This is a genomic window from Lacrimispora sinapis, assembly GCF_043633585.1.
In the GTDB taxonomy this organism is placed as follows: Bacteria; Bacillota; Clostridia; order Lachnospirales; family Lachnospiraceae; genus Lacrimispora; species Lacrimispora sinapis.
The window spans coordinates 2935164-2950056 of sequence record NZ_CP141832.1; the positions used below are offsets into that span (position 1 = coordinate 2935164).

The window sequence follows — 14893 nt, forward strand, 5'->3', positions numbered from 1 at the left end:
ATTATGAGAATTACAACAAATGCACTTTTGCGCAATTATAAGAATAATCTTGCTACAACAATTAATTCTTTAAATAATTCCAGAACACATGTAATGACTCAGCGTAGTTTTAACAGCGTAGCCGAAGATCCATTTTCCGCTGCCAGAGCTTCTCAGCTCCACCGTAAGTATTACTCTAACCAGGATAATTTAAGCATGTTAAAGGATGTTCAATCCAGGCAGGATGGGCAGGAGGATGCATTAAGACAAGTTTCTGATATCGTCAAAACAATCAGCAAGGAATATAATGTACAGGCTATGAATGGAACGAACCAGACGAAAGAAACTCGACAGAGCTATGCTTCTGCGATCCGGCAGTTTCAAAAATCCATGGTGCTGAGTTTGAATTCCACTTATGAAGATACCTTTTTATTTGCAGGAACGGATGGAAGTAATCCTCCTTTCAAGCTTACAGACAATGGGACTTTGACCTATCGCGGAGTCGATGTTGATGCCGCTAAAGGAACTGCTGATTATTCTACGCTTTATAGTTATTCCAAAGAAAATCTATATGTTGACTTGGGTATGGGTCTTTCTCTCGATGATTCCAATCAGGTCGTTCCTTCCAGTGCATTTAACTTATCTTTGCCAGGAATTAAAGCAATTGGATTTGGAAAAGATGAAGATGGGGTCAGCAATAACGCAATTGTTCTTGCTGGACAATTGGCAGATACTTTGGAAGCAGAAGAATTTGACCCCGAGGCTTATCGAAAGTTAATGGGAAAATTTGAAACTTTAAGTGATGGGCTGCTTAATCAAATCACAGAATTAGGAGTTAAATCCTCATTCCTTACCACAACAAAAGACCGGTTAGAAAACACTGAAATCTCACTCCAGGAACAGATGGAGAGCGTGGAAGGAGTTGATATGGCAGAAGCCATTACCAACTATATGTGGAATCAATACGCTTATAATGCTGCCTTGAAAGTTGGAACTAGTATTTTATCTCCTTCTTTTATTGATTTTATGAAATAAAACAGACCTAATTGGGGGTGTACAATATGGAACCATTGCTAAGAATAACGACAATACCTATTAAGTATGAAATTAAAACAAAAAAAGCTTCATTGGAATACTCACATTCAAAAGCACAATTGGTAACAAATAGAGAAAAAGGCCGTTTTGACATTCAAAACAGCCCAATCAAAGTACGCTTAGATACATATGACGCTCGAAATTCTGTATGTCCTACCACTATGGAAAGCGTACGTCAATCAGCTCAAAAAGGATTAGCAGCTGCGCAGGAAGCAACCGCAGCTTATGCAGAGGAGGGTGCGCTTTTGTTAGACCCAAATATTTCAAATCCACTTGACCAAATAGCGGTTCAGCGTTCACAGATGCCCACAGGTGAGTTTGGTTTACAGTTTCTTCCAACCACCGGACCTGATATTGAATGGTCGGATCCTGATCTGTCGATTCAATATCAGATGGACAAGATAAGTTTTGATATAAAAGTAGCTAATGGAGATTTTGAGTTTATACCTGGTGATGTAGAGGTATCTATCACTCAAATGCCGGATGTTAAAATCGAATATATAGGCAAACCCATTTATGTTCCACCCAGTGCTGCAGAATTATTTAATCACTCTCCAGTAGATGTGCTTGCTTAATTTAAATAAGGAGGTTGATATGGAGGTTCAGACACAATATTTTGGTACAATTACTTGCTCAGAACAAGAAATAATATATTTTCCCGATGGATTATTTGGATTTACTGAGTTAAAAAAATATGTTCCCTTAGCCTTTCAAGATAACAGTGATGCACTCATCTCACTGCAGTCATTGGAGGATCCCAATATTTCTTTTATACTCATGAATCCGTTTCAATTGTACAATGATTATTCACCAGTATTGTCTGATGAAGACAAAAGACTGTTAGATGCTTCTTATAATGAAGATAATATATCCTATTATGTCATTTGTGTAATACATGAATCCATGGAAGATAGTACTGTCAATTTAAAATCGCCAATCGCCGTAAATACTGATACTAGAAGAGCACGCCAGATAATACTGGATAATGCACTTTATAAATTTCGCCACCCCATGAAAGACTTTGTAAAAAAGGAGAAATAGAATGCTTATTCTTCAAAGAAAAAAAGATCAGGAATTGATTATTGGCGATAATATCTGCATTACCGTACTGGATATTGGAAATGATTGGGTGAAATTGGCTATTGATGCACCCAGAGATGTTTCAATCATGCGTTCAGAATTAATAGAAGCTGCATCAGTGAATAAGGAAGCTGTCTCAGTCGCATTAAAGCCAGGCTCAATCTCAAAACTTAATGATTTATTCCATACAAAAAAGAACAGTGGAGATACCTGATTATTTAGGTATTTCCACTGTTTTTTCCTCTTCTTCTGAAATTGTTTCATTTGGATTTACTTTTGTCTCTTCTTTTAATTCCTCTCCTTCTGGAAGCGTAATGCTTATGGAAACTTGTTCTTCCGTTTCTGGAGGGAACGCATTCTTCTTCCTGATTGGAAGGTGAAAAAGAAATATCTTTAGTTTTACCACTCCCCGAAAGACCGGACTTTCTTTAATCTTACTAAAACAAACCCGTATTCCATATCTTGCCAATCGAATGATCCAGAACAGCGGAAGCAATACACCAGCCTTCTCAATAACAGGATAAATAGTCTCCATATATCTTCTGTCTGGAAATGTCCACTCTAACAGCTTGGCAAGCTTCTCTGCCTTTTTATTCCTTTCGTAGCAGTCCGCAACTGTCTTTATAAGCGGGAGGTATTGTTCACTGACCTCTCTTCCCTCAATCCCTTTTGATAGAATATAAGCTTCTATTGCCTCATAGATTTCCGCATTTTCCACAGCTGCTCCCGTACCAAACCAACGAAGCACCAAATACTCCAACCGCTCTGCAAATTCTGATATCTTAAGCTTCTTTAACCTTTCATAAATATATTTCCAGGAAAATTCCTCTGCATATGTCTTATAAAAAACCCAAAAATCAATTATTTGATTCAGACTTATTTCGCCTTTTGCATAGCAATCCGTCAATCTGCACATCCGGAATAAATACTGATCATCCAACGAAATCTCTTTTACAAATTTACTGTTCTTCTCACGAACAGGACTTTTTAACAGACTTTTAAAAAATCTTCTCATCGGTCTGCTGAAAAAGATGTTATAATCATAAAAGAACACCTTTACACTTGGAATACGATAATATAAATATCCGTTTTCCTGTATTGGACGTTCTGTAAAATCTCTAATTCTCAATAAATTTGCAATTGGATCTGTGTTCTTTTTGTCTGTACCAATTTCAATAAACTCACTGCAGCACATTTCTTCAATGGGATAATGCTTTACCATTTCTGAATAGTTTAAAAAAAAACAATGGATTTCTTTGTATTCCATTACAGCCTTTAACTGTTTTTCTCCTTTTCTCAATCGTTCTGTTCGATGAACTGCTTCCAGATACTTCTGAAAGAACTTTTTTTGAATCGGTTGTGGAATCGTTTCAGTGAGTCCCATAATTCCATAGTAAACAATATGAGCAACATGATGAAAATCTGCCAGACGAAACATCTTTTCCCAATTTAATTGCCGAAATGGTTCCGGAGTCTCCTTCTGATTCATTACTGCCGCAATTATATTTATTAAATACCTTTCTTCGTATCCTTTTTTCATAGTATACTTCCATCCTTAGCTGTCGAGGTACAAAAAACAGCAACAATTCATATATCAATATAAGATCAAGCCTTGCTCCTGTTGTGCCAATGATACAATCGCACGTTCAACGACCGCACCTTTCGTATCTTATGGAAAAATTACATTACATATTATATATCGGTTTTTATGTAAATTTCTTAACTTTGTCTGGTGTTTGTACGATACATATTATAGGCATCAAATATTTTATAATAGAAAAGGTGATTTTTTTGAGTGGAATTTATAATTTTATGATTCAAACTCTATTTCTAATAACAGTTCCCTTTACCACTACTTTTTCATTCAATCCTTCAAACAACATAGAAGTACCAATGGACTCCGCTGCTGCTGGAGCAGCTGATACAAATATTGAAATTCCTCAAGAAGGAAAATATGATTTAATGCTTGATAGTGCGGCAGGGCCGCTTACCTACTATAATCAAAACGACTCCAGGTGGGGGGATTATCTTTGGGGAGGAAAAGACCCTCTGTCTATCTATGGCTGTGGACCGACAATCATGGCCATGCTTATCACAAGCCTGACTGGGAATCAAGTGTTTCCTGCTGATATCGCTAATTGGGCAGCTGCAAACCGATGCTGGGCCCCCGGAGATGGCTCTTATCATAGTATTATTCGTGATTCTGCTTCTGCATTTGGTATTCAGGCAACCCCCATCCGAGAATATACAGCCGAACGGATTAAGCAAGAATTGAATTCTGGCCATCTTGTGGTGGCTTTGATGAAAAAAGGACATTTTACCCAAAGCGGACATTTTCTTATTATTACCCGCATGACAGATGAGGGGAAAATGCGTATCGCAGACCCAAACAATTACAATAATACAACGATTGACTGGGACCCGGCAATCATTCTTCACGAACTGAACCATCATTCTTCAAGCGGGGGGCCATTGTGGGCCATCAGCCTTCCGCAGTCTTACTGATAATAGGAATCTTTCCCTGCCAACCGCAAGCTAATATGGCGGTCCAAATCAATGGTCCGCTTTATCGCGGTTTGCATATTTTTGCATATTTCAACCAATTTTTCTTCCAGTGGAGTTTTCGGTTTTATCTTTTCCTCTCCTTTGATCCAGCCTAAGAGCTTAACCGCATCCTCCTGCTGGAGAACTGATGTGAGCCTCTGGATATTTCTTTCGCTTACATCTGCATTGTCCATCTCTTCCTGTCGCATCCCCAAAAGTATTTGTACTGATGTTCTATCGTTTCTGGACAACGCTTCCCCGATCTCTCTTGTTATTCTTTCAATTTCCAGGATATATTGATTCTTCTTTTGAACTTCTTTTAGAATCTCTATCAACATAGCCTCTTCCATCTTTTCCTCCTAATATTGCTCCTATCACCATTCGCAAATGGCTGGAGAGGATTGTCCCGCTCCAGCCATTTGAATTTATCTGCTTAATTTCTGGGCTTCTTTGAATGCATCCCGCAGGTCTATAATTAAGGGTCTGACTTCAGCTAATATCGCTGAATTCCTTCCGGCCATCGTACGGCTTAATTCATAAAGAAAGAAGTCATACAGCCTCCTTAATTCTGTACTGATATCAAAATTAAAATCTAATGTATTTTTTAGATAAGTAACTATATCAATGGAACGCTGCATTGATTGATCAAACAATTCGAAATCTTTTTTTTCCAAAGCAAGCTCTGCCCTCGTAATCCGTTTTAACAATTCATCATACAGAAGATTCAGCATCTCTCCTGGTGTCATTGTATTTACAGACTGCTCTTTATAATTCTGATATCCATTCATCATCTATACCGCCATTCTTAACCGCCTAAGGAAGAATTCAACCAACTGCTTTGAGAGTTCATTTGAGAAATTACTCTCTCCAGATTCGTGAACTGACTCACATACCGGTCTGTTTCCGTTTTCAACTGAGTCTGAAGACGTTTAATATAGGAGTCAACAGAGTCAATTGATTTTTGCATATAATTGGACAAGACACTTGTCGGGGCATATACAGAACCCGCTTTTTCAATCAAGGTACCTTTTACGGCTCCGGTCGTAGCTGCATATTTATTTGTAATTGCAGTCAACCTGGCCATAACTCCTCCCTTGTCATCCTTATTGGAATCCTCTGACCGGGTGAACAGCTTTTGCACCTCTTCCGGACTTGACTCTAGTGCTGCCCGAAACTTCGTTTCATCAAATACAAGCTTACCATTATCACCATAAGTACTGCTTGTTGTAATACCAAATGAACTCAGCTTATTCCTGTCTTCTGATCCAGCATCAAATATAAATCTAAGATCATCCGTCAAGGATCTTAGTTCACTGTCATTGAAAAGCATTCCAGCTTTTGCCTTTTCTTCCCACTTCTTAATCTGATCCTCTGACATATCCTTTTTTTGTTCCTCTGTAAGAGGCTCATAATCCCGATTTGGTTTTGTGCTTATTTGATCATCTACTAATTTAATGATTTCATTAAAATCCTTAACCATATCAGCGACTGCCGTTACAATCTTATCTGCATCTGTTTTGGAAGAAAAGGTCACTGGTACATCATCTGCGATAGGAGTCCCTTTATCATCATAGCCAAAAGTACCATTAACCGTGATGTTTAAACCGTCCAGATTAAAAGAATTGCTTCCTCGTACCAGTTCCGTTGGTTCGTCAGAACCTGCATATTGAACTTCCACAATCGCATCCTTACCAACTACGGCCTCGTCTGTTTTAACGCCAAATAAAGTACTTGCATTTTTGACATAATCACTATCAATCACTTTTCCATTTTGATCCAAGTCGCCAAAGACGATTTTTCCGCCGGCACCATCTACCGTGGACTCGATCGTAAATTTATCCGCATTTTTCAGATAGCTGATTTTAACGCCAGCATCAGAGGAATTGACTTTATTCATGATATCATTCATGGAACTTGCAAAGGTCAATCCTTCAATTTCTACCCCATTAATCTTCAGCTCTAACTTCGTTCCAAGTGCAGCCTGGGATACCTTAGTCCTGGCTTCTTTTATATTCTCAACAGAATCATCTATCTTAAAATCAGTTAGAATTTTGTCTATATCCGTATCAGACATGGCAGGATTGTTCTCTTTTATCTTATTTCTCAAATCGCCAATCGTGGCCTCATCTTTGAGTGAATCAATGGCTGCCTGAATTGTCTTATAACCAGGTAAGCTTTCTTCCATTCTATCTTCAATTCCTTTTAACCCGGATTCCTGGATGGAAGTATTCATGTTTAAACGATTGGAGGCATCATTAGAAATCTTCAATGCTCCATTCTTACCCATAACACCCCGATCTGATGAAGATATGGAAAGTATGGAGGAATCATCATTCACTCCTCCTTCTCTCACAGTTTCAAACGAAAGATTATAAGGACCAGTTGTTTCATTCGGCTGTACCTTTACTTTAATTCTGTTATCTCCAAATGCTTTATTAAGCTTTTCCTGCAGATCATTGGCAATATTGTCTAAGGACGCTTTGTCATTACCTGCAACCATCCGGGCCTCAAGTTCTGCCTGCGTGCCAAAGGAAATGGATTTTGATGTACCATTATAGGTAAAGGTAACGCTCTTTCCACCTAACCGTTCTGCAAAAGACTTCATTTCAAAAAACGAAGAGTTTCCTGCATCGTTGGGCTTATTGGCTTCTTTCTGGTTTTTCTTCACTACTTCTGATAAGCCTTCTGACGTAACCTTTCTGTCGCTTTCCTCCATCTTGTCAATATCCTTAAATCCCAAAGCGTCTAAAGCAGCCTTACTTCCACCTTCCACTAATAAGGTGTTGCCAGCCGTATCCTTAGATTTAAAATCCAGTTGAAACGGTGTTCCTGACAGCTCGCTGGCTTTTGAAGGATTTCCATCAACAGAACTGGCCGTAACATCAATCACATCGGCCAATGTCTTTCCATTGCCAATCGATACTTCCTTTAATGATCTGTTGATAGAATCAGCAGCATTCTTGCCATTGGAGTAGTCATAGGTAAATCCGTCATTCGTTGTTCCCGTACCAAGCGTTACACTAAAAGACTTACTGCCGTATTTAAAAGTTATATAGCCTCCCTCTAAGGTGCTGACTGGTTCTTCTCCTAAATTTATATTTCCAGTATTCAGGGAAGGATCGGATACACCTGCTTTAGAAGTCATAGAAGCATTCTTAGCCAACTGCTTTACACCAAGAATTGAAATAGAATCTGTAATCGAGGAACTTCCTGAAGCAGTTACATATTTGCTATTCGTTCCGGATACGGTAATATTACTTCTGGACCAGAAACTTGGACTGGATAGGTTTGTTGACGAATTGGTATAAGAAGCATATTTCTTGTTAAATTCAACCAGCTTTGAGCTGATCGACTGATATGCCTCCTGTTTCCATAATAAAGACTGTCTGCTCTTTTGCTGTTTTGCAATCTTGGCTCTGGTGGAGGCCGTCATTCCTTCAATCAAACTGTCTCTGTCCAAACCACTGGCAAGGCCGCCATAACCTCTGATAGAAGATGCACCATTGGTACTGCTGCTACTGCTCGATATTGATGCCATATATAAACTCCTTTCTATTATCTTATAACCGTTTTTTCGTCAAAATTCGGTTTTTTTCTTGTTTTTGCTATACTTATTTATCGACATATTGTATACTAAAGATAATAGTATTATCTTAATTTACGAATGGAGGTATAGAAGTTGTCAACGGTAATTACCATTACTAACCAAAAGGGCGGCGTAGGCAAAACAACCACTTCCTGCTCTCTTGCATGCGGTCTGGCCATGAAGCAAAAAAGAGTTTTGGCAGTCGATTTAGATCCACAGGGTAATCTGGGCTTTAGCCTTGGTCTTGAAATTGAATCCTGTGCTACCATATATGAAGTTTTTAAGGGTACAGCAACTTTGCAGGAGGCGATTCGTTCTGCAAAATATTGTGATGTTATTTCATCCAACATCCTTTTAAGCGGTGCTGAACTGGAATTTACCGGAAAACAGCGGGAAAGCATGTTGAAGAATATTCTTTCTACTGTAGCTGGTTACTATGACTATATTATCATTGATACTCCTCCTGCATTAAACATTCTCACTGTGAATGCTTATGCAGCTGCTGACTATCTGGTAATTCCCATGATTCCGGAAATCTTAAGCCTGTTGGGTGTTTCCCAGATTAAAGAAACGATCAATACGGTTCGGGCCTCTGTAAACCCCAATCTTGATGTTCTTGGCATTCTGCTTAATAAGTACAATTTCAGAACACTTCTATCAAAGGAAGTAAAAGAAATGGCTCAGGATATTGCGTCTCAGATAGGCACTATCGTATTTGATACACATATCCGCTCCAGTGTCAGTGTGGCGGAGGCACCGGCACAGGGCGAAAGCCTTCTGGATTATGCCCCACGGTCAAAACCTGCAATGGATTACATGTCATTGGTGGATGAGATTCTAAAATTGATTAATCAGCGTAAAAATTAATATATAATGAGAGGAGTTTGAAACAATGGCTAGAAAAAGCAGTAAGACTGCCCATGTCATGAATCTGTTGGCGGGTGAGGAATCAGAATCCTCCAAATCAGAAGCAGCGAAAGAGAATCTTGCTGCAAGTCTGAATACAGATTCCTCCGAAACGATAAAAGAGCTTACTGTATTGGCTCATAAAGCTTCCATTCAGACACAGGAGGGACCGTTGTCCCCTTCCCCCATTTCCATTATTGATATGTCTTCTTCTGCTCCTGACCCGGTTTCTGAATTGATCCGGCAACAGCTGGAAGAGGAGGAAGGGATTGCTCCAGAAGATGATACAGAATCTGTCCCTTTGGAAATTACATCTATAGAGAACAGCGTTCCAGAAGCTGATCGTTCTGTTTCTGAGGAATCTTCCAGTACAATGGACCCGGTTCCAAAAGAAGACGTGGCAACCCAAAGACCACCGATTCCAACCTACCAATATGTAAATGTTATGGAATATATCGTGAAAAGTTTGGTGGATACCTATGTGAGTAAATTTGACACCTGTTCCTGCGGACGATGCGTTGCAGACATCACAGCGCTGACGCTAACAAAACTAGCTCCAAAGTATATTGTTGTGGAATCAAATTCTGCATCTCCACTGTTAAATTTTTATACCAACCGATATTCGCAGCAGGTAATTGTTGAAATTACAAAATCCTGTTTTGTCGTAAAACAAAACCCACACCATTAGGCGTGGGTTTTTTCTTCTGAAAGATCTGTTTCCTGTTCTGCGCTGATAATGAGACTATTCCATATCTCATTTACCGCATCTACACAATCCATATATGTTTGTGCAAGTAATCCGGAAGGCAATCCAAGTTCGTCAGACATGGCTTTTACACTCTTCCATTCCGCATTTTCATAGCTTAAGATGAGTTTATATAGCGTGCCGCAGATTCCTTCTTTTTTTATTAAAGCATCTTTGATCTCCTGTGCTACCGGTATTTCCTTTAAAATCTCCTCCAACGGAGCATTGATCATGTACTGAAGGGTTGAAAACATTCCCATGATGTATGCTTCTGAGCGGAGAATCGGGAAATCACGGACATGGTCAGAAAGAACCATAGCAAAATTTGCTCTCAGGAATGATATTTTCATGATTGCTTCCAGAGCCTGATCATGATGAGAATCATTGTTAAAGCTCAGGAGATAAACCCACTGCTTTAACTGACTGATCCCCATGGTAATCAGGGCCTGGCGAATGGAGGATACTCTGCAGCGCATTGCAAAATAAGCAGAGTTTACAATCTTAAGAAGTGTATAACTCAAAGCGGTATCCCGGCTGATGATCTCTTCGATCTGCTCGATGTCCGGTTCATCCTTTGATACTTCTACAACCAACTGAAAGAAGTTTCCCTGCAGGAATTCCATACGGTTTACTTTTTTGGCCAATGCTTCTGCAACATAACTTCCTTCAACAAAATCAGCATTGATCTCCAAGGCAAGGTCGTAGTCTTCTTTTTCTTTCACACCAGTTGCAATACACTTTTTATCAAGACCTTTCATGGTGTTTATGATATTAATTAATGATTCCCGGTCTTTTGGATCTCTCTTATTCCCGATATCAATTTTTATGTATGTGGCAAAGTCCAGCATGGAGAAAAAACTGGGCGAAAACTGAAAATCATTAATAGCGAACTCATACCCTTCCGATCTGTACTTTCTAATAATCGTAGGTGCCAGAGGGTGAATCATAACATGATCTTCAATCTGGATTACCATTTTCTCTTTGTCAAAAATCCTGGGTGTATTTCGAAACAGCAAAGCCGGAGTAAAAGTAACAAAGGTAAGTTTATCATCTGCAAAACTATCGGAATTCTGCATAAGAAAATCCGAAATGGTGTCAGCAACTGCTACATCAGAACTGCTGTAGATGGAATTATAGTCCTTCTGAAACAATACTTCATATCCAACAATCCTGTCCTCCTTCAAAGCCTTAATCGGCTGTCGGGTGACATATCTATCCATTATTATTCTTCCTCCTCTGAGTCAGATGGTCTATTACTTCAACCAGATGGCCGATCTCCGGTTTACTCAACTGCTCATCAGCCCCTAACTGTTTTCCCTTTATCATCAATTCCTGATTGATCATGGATGAGAAAATAATAAGAGGTATCTGTTGTAGCTTAGGGTCCGTTTTTACAAGCTTTGTCAGCCTGTGGCCATCCATCTCCGGCATCTCAATGTCAGTTATGATAAGGCTTACTTTTTTCTCCAGATCGGAATCATCGCGTATCTTTTCCAGATAGTCCCAGGCCTCCTGTCCGTTATTTTTAAATGTCAGATTTTGATATCCGGCTTTTCTAAGCGCTGCTTCTATCATCTTTGTCAAAAGAATCGAATCTTCTGCAATCAGAATCGGACAGTCAATTGCGGTTCTCTGTCCAAGCTTATTAAGCTCGTCCAGCTGAATTCCTGTCTCAGGAGCAATTTCTGCAACGATTTTTTCAAAATCCAAAATCGTAACCAGGTCATCTCCGCACTGAGCTATCCCAGTCGCTACCCCTTCATCGCCCCGGCTGATGGTATCATCCGGTTTTTGGATATCCTTCCAAGAAATACGGCTGATTCCAACTACACTATGAACACGGAATGCGATATGCAGTTTATTGAAATTTGTAATAATAAACAAATCTTTCGGCTGCTTCTCAGAAACTCTTCCTGTCAGGTAGTGAGGAAGATCAATCACCGTAAGCAAAAGATCCCTTGGTTTGAAAATACCTTCTACAGAAGGATGGGCATGGGGGATAGGCTTTACTTTATCTGACATCATAATTTCACGAACTTTTGCAACATTGATCCCATATAACTCGCCATAAATGGTGAATTCCATTATTTCTATCTCATTGGTTCCTGATTCTAACAAAATTTCTGTTTCTGCCATACTTTTTCTCCTTTATCCCTATATGATCAGCAAAAACAACTGCCTACTGATTTATCGACACTCATCCGCTGGTTCATAATGCTTACATAACAATTTCTGCTCTTCCATATGTACGAATTTTGACCAATCCGGTACTGATATCAACCGACATGGTACGTGCATAATTTTCCCCAACATCCTCTGCTGCAAGCCGTATCCCTGATGCTTTTAATATCTGCTTTACGCTGGTTATATTTCTCGCTCCGATATTGCCAAGAGTGCTATTCCCCTGCAATTGGAACATCTTTGCCCCTCCGGCAATCTTAGCGATCAGCCTGGGCTTTCTGGCTCCCATTATTTCAATTTTACGAAAAGTTTCTGCAAGACCTGTATCTGCATACTTAAAAACATTTCCGTCTCCTGAACCGTATACTTCCGGGAGCATGATGTGTACAAGTGCTCCCAGCTTAATCATGGGATCATATAGACTAATGCCGATACAGGAACCAAGTGCATAAGTGATAAGTGTACCTTCCTGCCTGGCAAATTTCATATCCGCGATCCCTACTGTAATTTGTTTATCCATTCGTAATCCCCAGCTTCTCCATTAGAAAGTTTAATGATTCTATATCCGGCATCATCAAAAGATCGCTCTGGAGAGCTTTCCCCCCTATAACAAACTGTCCGCTGATCATCATCATCTTATCCGTCTGGTATCCAAACTCTACCATCGGTACGCTTAAAATGCCTCCAAGCATATTTACAGCAATATCAGGAACCGATAAATTAATGGTCACATCACTAAGTGTCGACATGGCATTCACATAAGAAGAAATGATAATGTTTCCAATTTCTTCAAGTGCAGAGGTTTCCATAACATTTAACTGATAATAGTCTTTTATTTCCTTCTGCATCACGCTGCTTAAAACTTCATTGATAAAATCAAGTTTCAGTATAAACAGCATTAATCCGTTGATTTCTCCAGTCATCTTTACCAGAATTGCAGCAACAATTTCCTCTGGATCACCAAGAAATTTTATGGCTTCGTTATAGCCAAGGATCTGAACATCAGGAAGAGTCATGCGCACGGATTTTCCAAGCATGGAAGACAGTGCAGTTGCGGAATTACCGGTTCCGATACTGCCGATTTCCCGAATCAGATCAAGGCCTAATCCATTCATTTCATCATAACGCCTTATTTTCATATAATCGCCCTCTTTCCTCAACGCATACGTTTATTATTTATCGCAGTGAATTAATTGTTGACTCCACTTCATCAGAAGTCTGTACCATTTTAAGCGCATAGGAATACGCTCTCTGAGCTTCCATCATTCTGGTCATCTCAAGGGCAAAATCGGTTCCTGACTCCTCCAGAGAACCTTTTACCACTTTTGCATTTTCCAGAAGAATGGGTTCGCCATTCTTTGCTGAAGCAACAAAACCATTGTCTCCCACACTATGAATGCCGTCCATTTTAGAGAAGGTGTACACACCAATCGCCCTTGGGTCATGTTCCCCCTCTTCCAGCTCCTCTTCTTCCTCTTCTTCTTCCTCTTCCCCATCAGGATAGGAAGTGGGCTTTACATCATAAGATATTTCTTCTTTATCCATATTCAGAACTCTTTTTCCATCTACATTCACCAGATAGAATTTATCTTCTGTTTTTGCCAGCTGAAAACGTCCGTCTCTTGAATAAGTGATGTCTCCTGTAACAGGGTCTTTTAACATAAAAAACCCTTCCCCTTCAATCGCGTAATCGTTCTCCAACCCAGTGGTGCGGGAAGGCATGACACTCATATTGGTCTTCACCGTATCAATTGTGGTGCCGCTTCCTGTTTTAGCGCCATTCTCTCCCTGCGCATTTCTTACTTCATTATAAATTAAATCAGAAAACACACCGTATTCTGGTTTAAAGCCTACGGTGTTGACATTTGCAATATTATTGGAAACAATATTAAGCTTTGTCTGCTGGTTCATTGCTCCCAAAGCTCCTATGTAAAAGGACTGATTCATCCGCTATACCTCCTTATACTCTGCCTATATCGCTTACGATCTTGCCCATAAGCTGGTCATACATCTTTAGAACCTGGGCTGCACTTTGTGAAGCCCTCTGGCTGGTCATCATGGCAGTCATCTGATCAATGGGATCACTATTGGATCGTTCCAGGGATTTCCACTGGATTCCCCCATCGACCGCATTCCCATCTGCAGTTGTAGTAAAGGTTCCGTTATTGCCTTTTACAAGCTGGTTATAATCATTAAAATCAAAAACCCCTATTTTTCCAAGTAATTGAGGCTCCTCCTCTTCTGAATCGGCTCCGTCTTCCTCTTTTCCAAGACCTTTTAACGGTACTTCATAGATATTCCCCGATTTATCAACCGAGATATGATCCGTGGTCATTTCAATGGGATTTCCGTCTTCTCCAAGCACTCTTCCAAGGGAAGATAAACAAAGATAGCCTTCCTGATCAATCTGAAAAGAACCATTTCTTGTATAGAGTCTGTTTCCTTTTGTATCCTGTACTGCAAAAAATCCTGGTTTTGTAAGGGCAAAATCTAAATTCTCCCCTGTTTCCTCTACATTTCCCTGATTGTAACTGGTCTTAGTTAATCCTACGGCCCGGATTGAGGACAAAGAACCGATCTGTGTTGCATTGTTTTTGTTTAAATTGCCATTGCGATATAGAATCTCATCTTTAAAGGTGGTACTGACCATACGGTCAGATTTATATCCTGGGGTACTTGTGTTAACCATGTTATTACTGATCGTATTCAAGTTCCGGTTCTGATACAGCATTCCAGATGCCAGATTATAAAATCCATGAAACATATTTTTTCCCCTT

The 14893-nt window shown here is 39.7% G+C and carries 17 protein-coding genes; 7 read left to right on the forward strand and 10 right to left on the reverse strand.

Annotation, left to right across the window (positions count from 1 at the left end; all coding sequences use genetic code 11):
• Positions 1–3: 3 nt before the first annotated feature.
• From VIG27_RS13790 to VIG27_RS13805, 4 genes are read left to right on the forward strand one after another with little or no spacing between them, the layout of a single operon-like run.
• Positions 4–1014 (forward strand): flagellin, encoded by a 1011-nt coding sequence (locus VIG27_RS13790; protein ID WP_394523102.1) that lies wholly within the window; start codon positions 4–6, stop codon positions 1012–1014.
• Positions 1015–1040: 26 nt separating this feature from the next.
• Complete coding sequence (locus VIG27_RS13795; RefSeq protein ID WP_394523103.1) at positions 1041–1649, forward strand: DUF6470 family protein; 609 nt, start codon at positions 1041–1043, stop codon at positions 1647–1649.
• 19 nt (positions 1650–1668) lie between these two features.
• Complete coding sequence (fliW, locus tag VIG27_RS13800) at positions 1669–2115, forward strand: flagellar assembly protein FliW (RefSeq protein ID WP_394523104.1); 447 nt, start codon at positions 1669–1671, stop codon at positions 2113–2115.
• A 1-nt stretch (position 2116) separates the two neighbouring features.
• Complete coding sequence (locus tag VIG27_RS13805) at positions 2117–2368, forward strand: carbon storage regulator (RefSeq protein ID WP_394523105.1); 252 nt, start codon at positions 2117–2119, stop codon at positions 2366–2368.
• On the opposite strand, the gene VIG27_RS13810 is transcribed toward VIG27_RS13805, so the two are convergent.
• Positions 2369–3694: a nucleotidyltransferase family protein gene (locus VIG27_RS13810; protein WP_394523106.1), complete on the reverse strand. Its 1326-nt coding sequence runs from the start codon at positions 3692–3694 to the stop codon at positions 2369–2371.
• Positions 3695–3825: 131 nt separating this feature from the next.
• Here VIG27_RS13810 and VIG27_RS13815 point away from each other — a divergent pair, with 131 nt between their 5' ends.
• The gene (locus VIG27_RS13815; protein ID WP_394523107.1) at positions 3826–4659 is read left to right on the forward strand and encodes a C39 family peptidase; all 834 of its coding nucleotides are present in this window, start codon (positions 3826–3828) and stop codon (positions 4657–4659) included.
• On the opposite strand, the gene VIG27_RS13820 is transcribed toward VIG27_RS13815, so the two are convergent.
• From VIG27_RS13820 to fliD, 3 genes are all read right to left on the reverse strand, one after another.
• Positions 4653–5048 carry a hypothetical protein gene (locus VIG27_RS13820; protein ID WP_394523108.1) on the reverse strand — a complete coding sequence of 132 codons (396 nt, stop codon included), beginning with the start codon at positions 5046–5048 and terminating at the stop codon, positions 4653–4655. The genes VIG27_RS13815 and VIG27_RS13820 overlap by 7 nt on opposite strands.
• A 75-nt stretch (positions 5049–5123) precedes the next feature.
• Positions 5124–5489, reverse strand: a complete 366-nt coding sequence (gene fliS, locus VIG27_RS13825; protein ID WP_394523109.1) for a flagellar export chaperone FliS — start codon at positions 5487–5489, stop codon at positions 5124–5126.
• Between the two features lie 14 nt (positions 5490–5503).
• On the reverse strand, positions 5504–8236 hold the full coding sequence (gene fliD, locus VIG27_RS13830) for a flagellar filament capping protein FliD (protein WP_394523110.1): 2733 nt from the start codon (positions 8234–8236) through the stop codon (positions 5504–5506).
• Between the two features lie 141 nt (positions 8237–8377).
• Here fliD and VIG27_RS13835 point away from each other — a divergent pair, with 141 nt between their 5' ends.
• Both VIG27_RS13835 and VIG27_RS13840 read left to right on the forward strand, forming a co-directional pair.
• Positions 8378–9151 (forward strand): ParA family protein, encoded by a 774-nt coding sequence (locus VIG27_RS13835; RefSeq protein WP_394523111.1) that lies wholly within the window; start codon positions 8378–8380, stop codon positions 9149–9151.
• Between the two features lie 25 nt (positions 9152–9176).
• A complete protein-coding gene (locus VIG27_RS13840) occupies positions 9177–9878 on the forward strand; it encodes a late competence development ComFB family protein (RefSeq protein WP_394523112.1) in 702 nt (233 codons plus the stop codon).
• Here VIG27_RS13840 and VIG27_RS13845 read toward each other — a convergent pair.
• The 6 genes from VIG27_RS13845 to VIG27_RS13870 form a co-directional block, all read right to left on the reverse strand.
• Positions 9875–11155 (reverse strand): EAL and HDOD domain-containing protein, encoded by a 1281-nt coding sequence (locus VIG27_RS13845; protein WP_394523113.1) that lies wholly within the window; start codon positions 11153–11155, stop codon positions 9875–9877. The genes VIG27_RS13840 and VIG27_RS13845 overlap by 4 nt on opposite strands.
• On the reverse strand, positions 11148–12071 hold the full coding sequence (locus VIG27_RS13850) for a chemotaxis protein (RefSeq protein ID WP_394523114.1): 924 nt from the start codon (positions 12069–12071) through the stop codon (positions 11148–11150). The genes VIG27_RS13845 and VIG27_RS13850 overlap by 8 nt, the downstream gene beginning before the upstream one ends.
• Before the next feature lie 82 nt (positions 12072–12153).
• Complete coding sequence (locus tag VIG27_RS13855; protein ID WP_394523115.1) at positions 12154–12636, reverse strand: chemotaxis protein CheD; 483 nt, start codon at positions 12634–12636, stop codon at positions 12154–12156.
• A complete protein-coding gene (locus VIG27_RS13860; RefSeq protein WP_394523116.1) occupies positions 12629–13255 on the reverse strand; it encodes a chemotaxis protein CheC in 627 nt (208 codons plus the stop codon). The genes VIG27_RS13855 and VIG27_RS13860 overlap by 8 nt, the downstream gene beginning before the upstream one ends.
• A gap of 37 nt (positions 13256–13292) precedes the next feature.
• On the reverse strand, positions 13293–14063 hold the full coding sequence (locus VIG27_RS13865; protein WP_394523117.1) for a flagellar hook-basal body protein: 771 nt from the start codon (positions 14061–14063) through the stop codon (positions 13293–13295).
• Positions 14064–14076: 13 nt separating this feature from the next.
• A complete protein-coding gene (locus tag VIG27_RS13870; RefSeq protein WP_394523118.1) occupies positions 14077–14880 on the reverse strand; it encodes a flagellar hook-basal body protein in 804 nt (267 codons plus the stop codon).
• Positions 14881–14893: the final 13 nt, after the last annotated feature.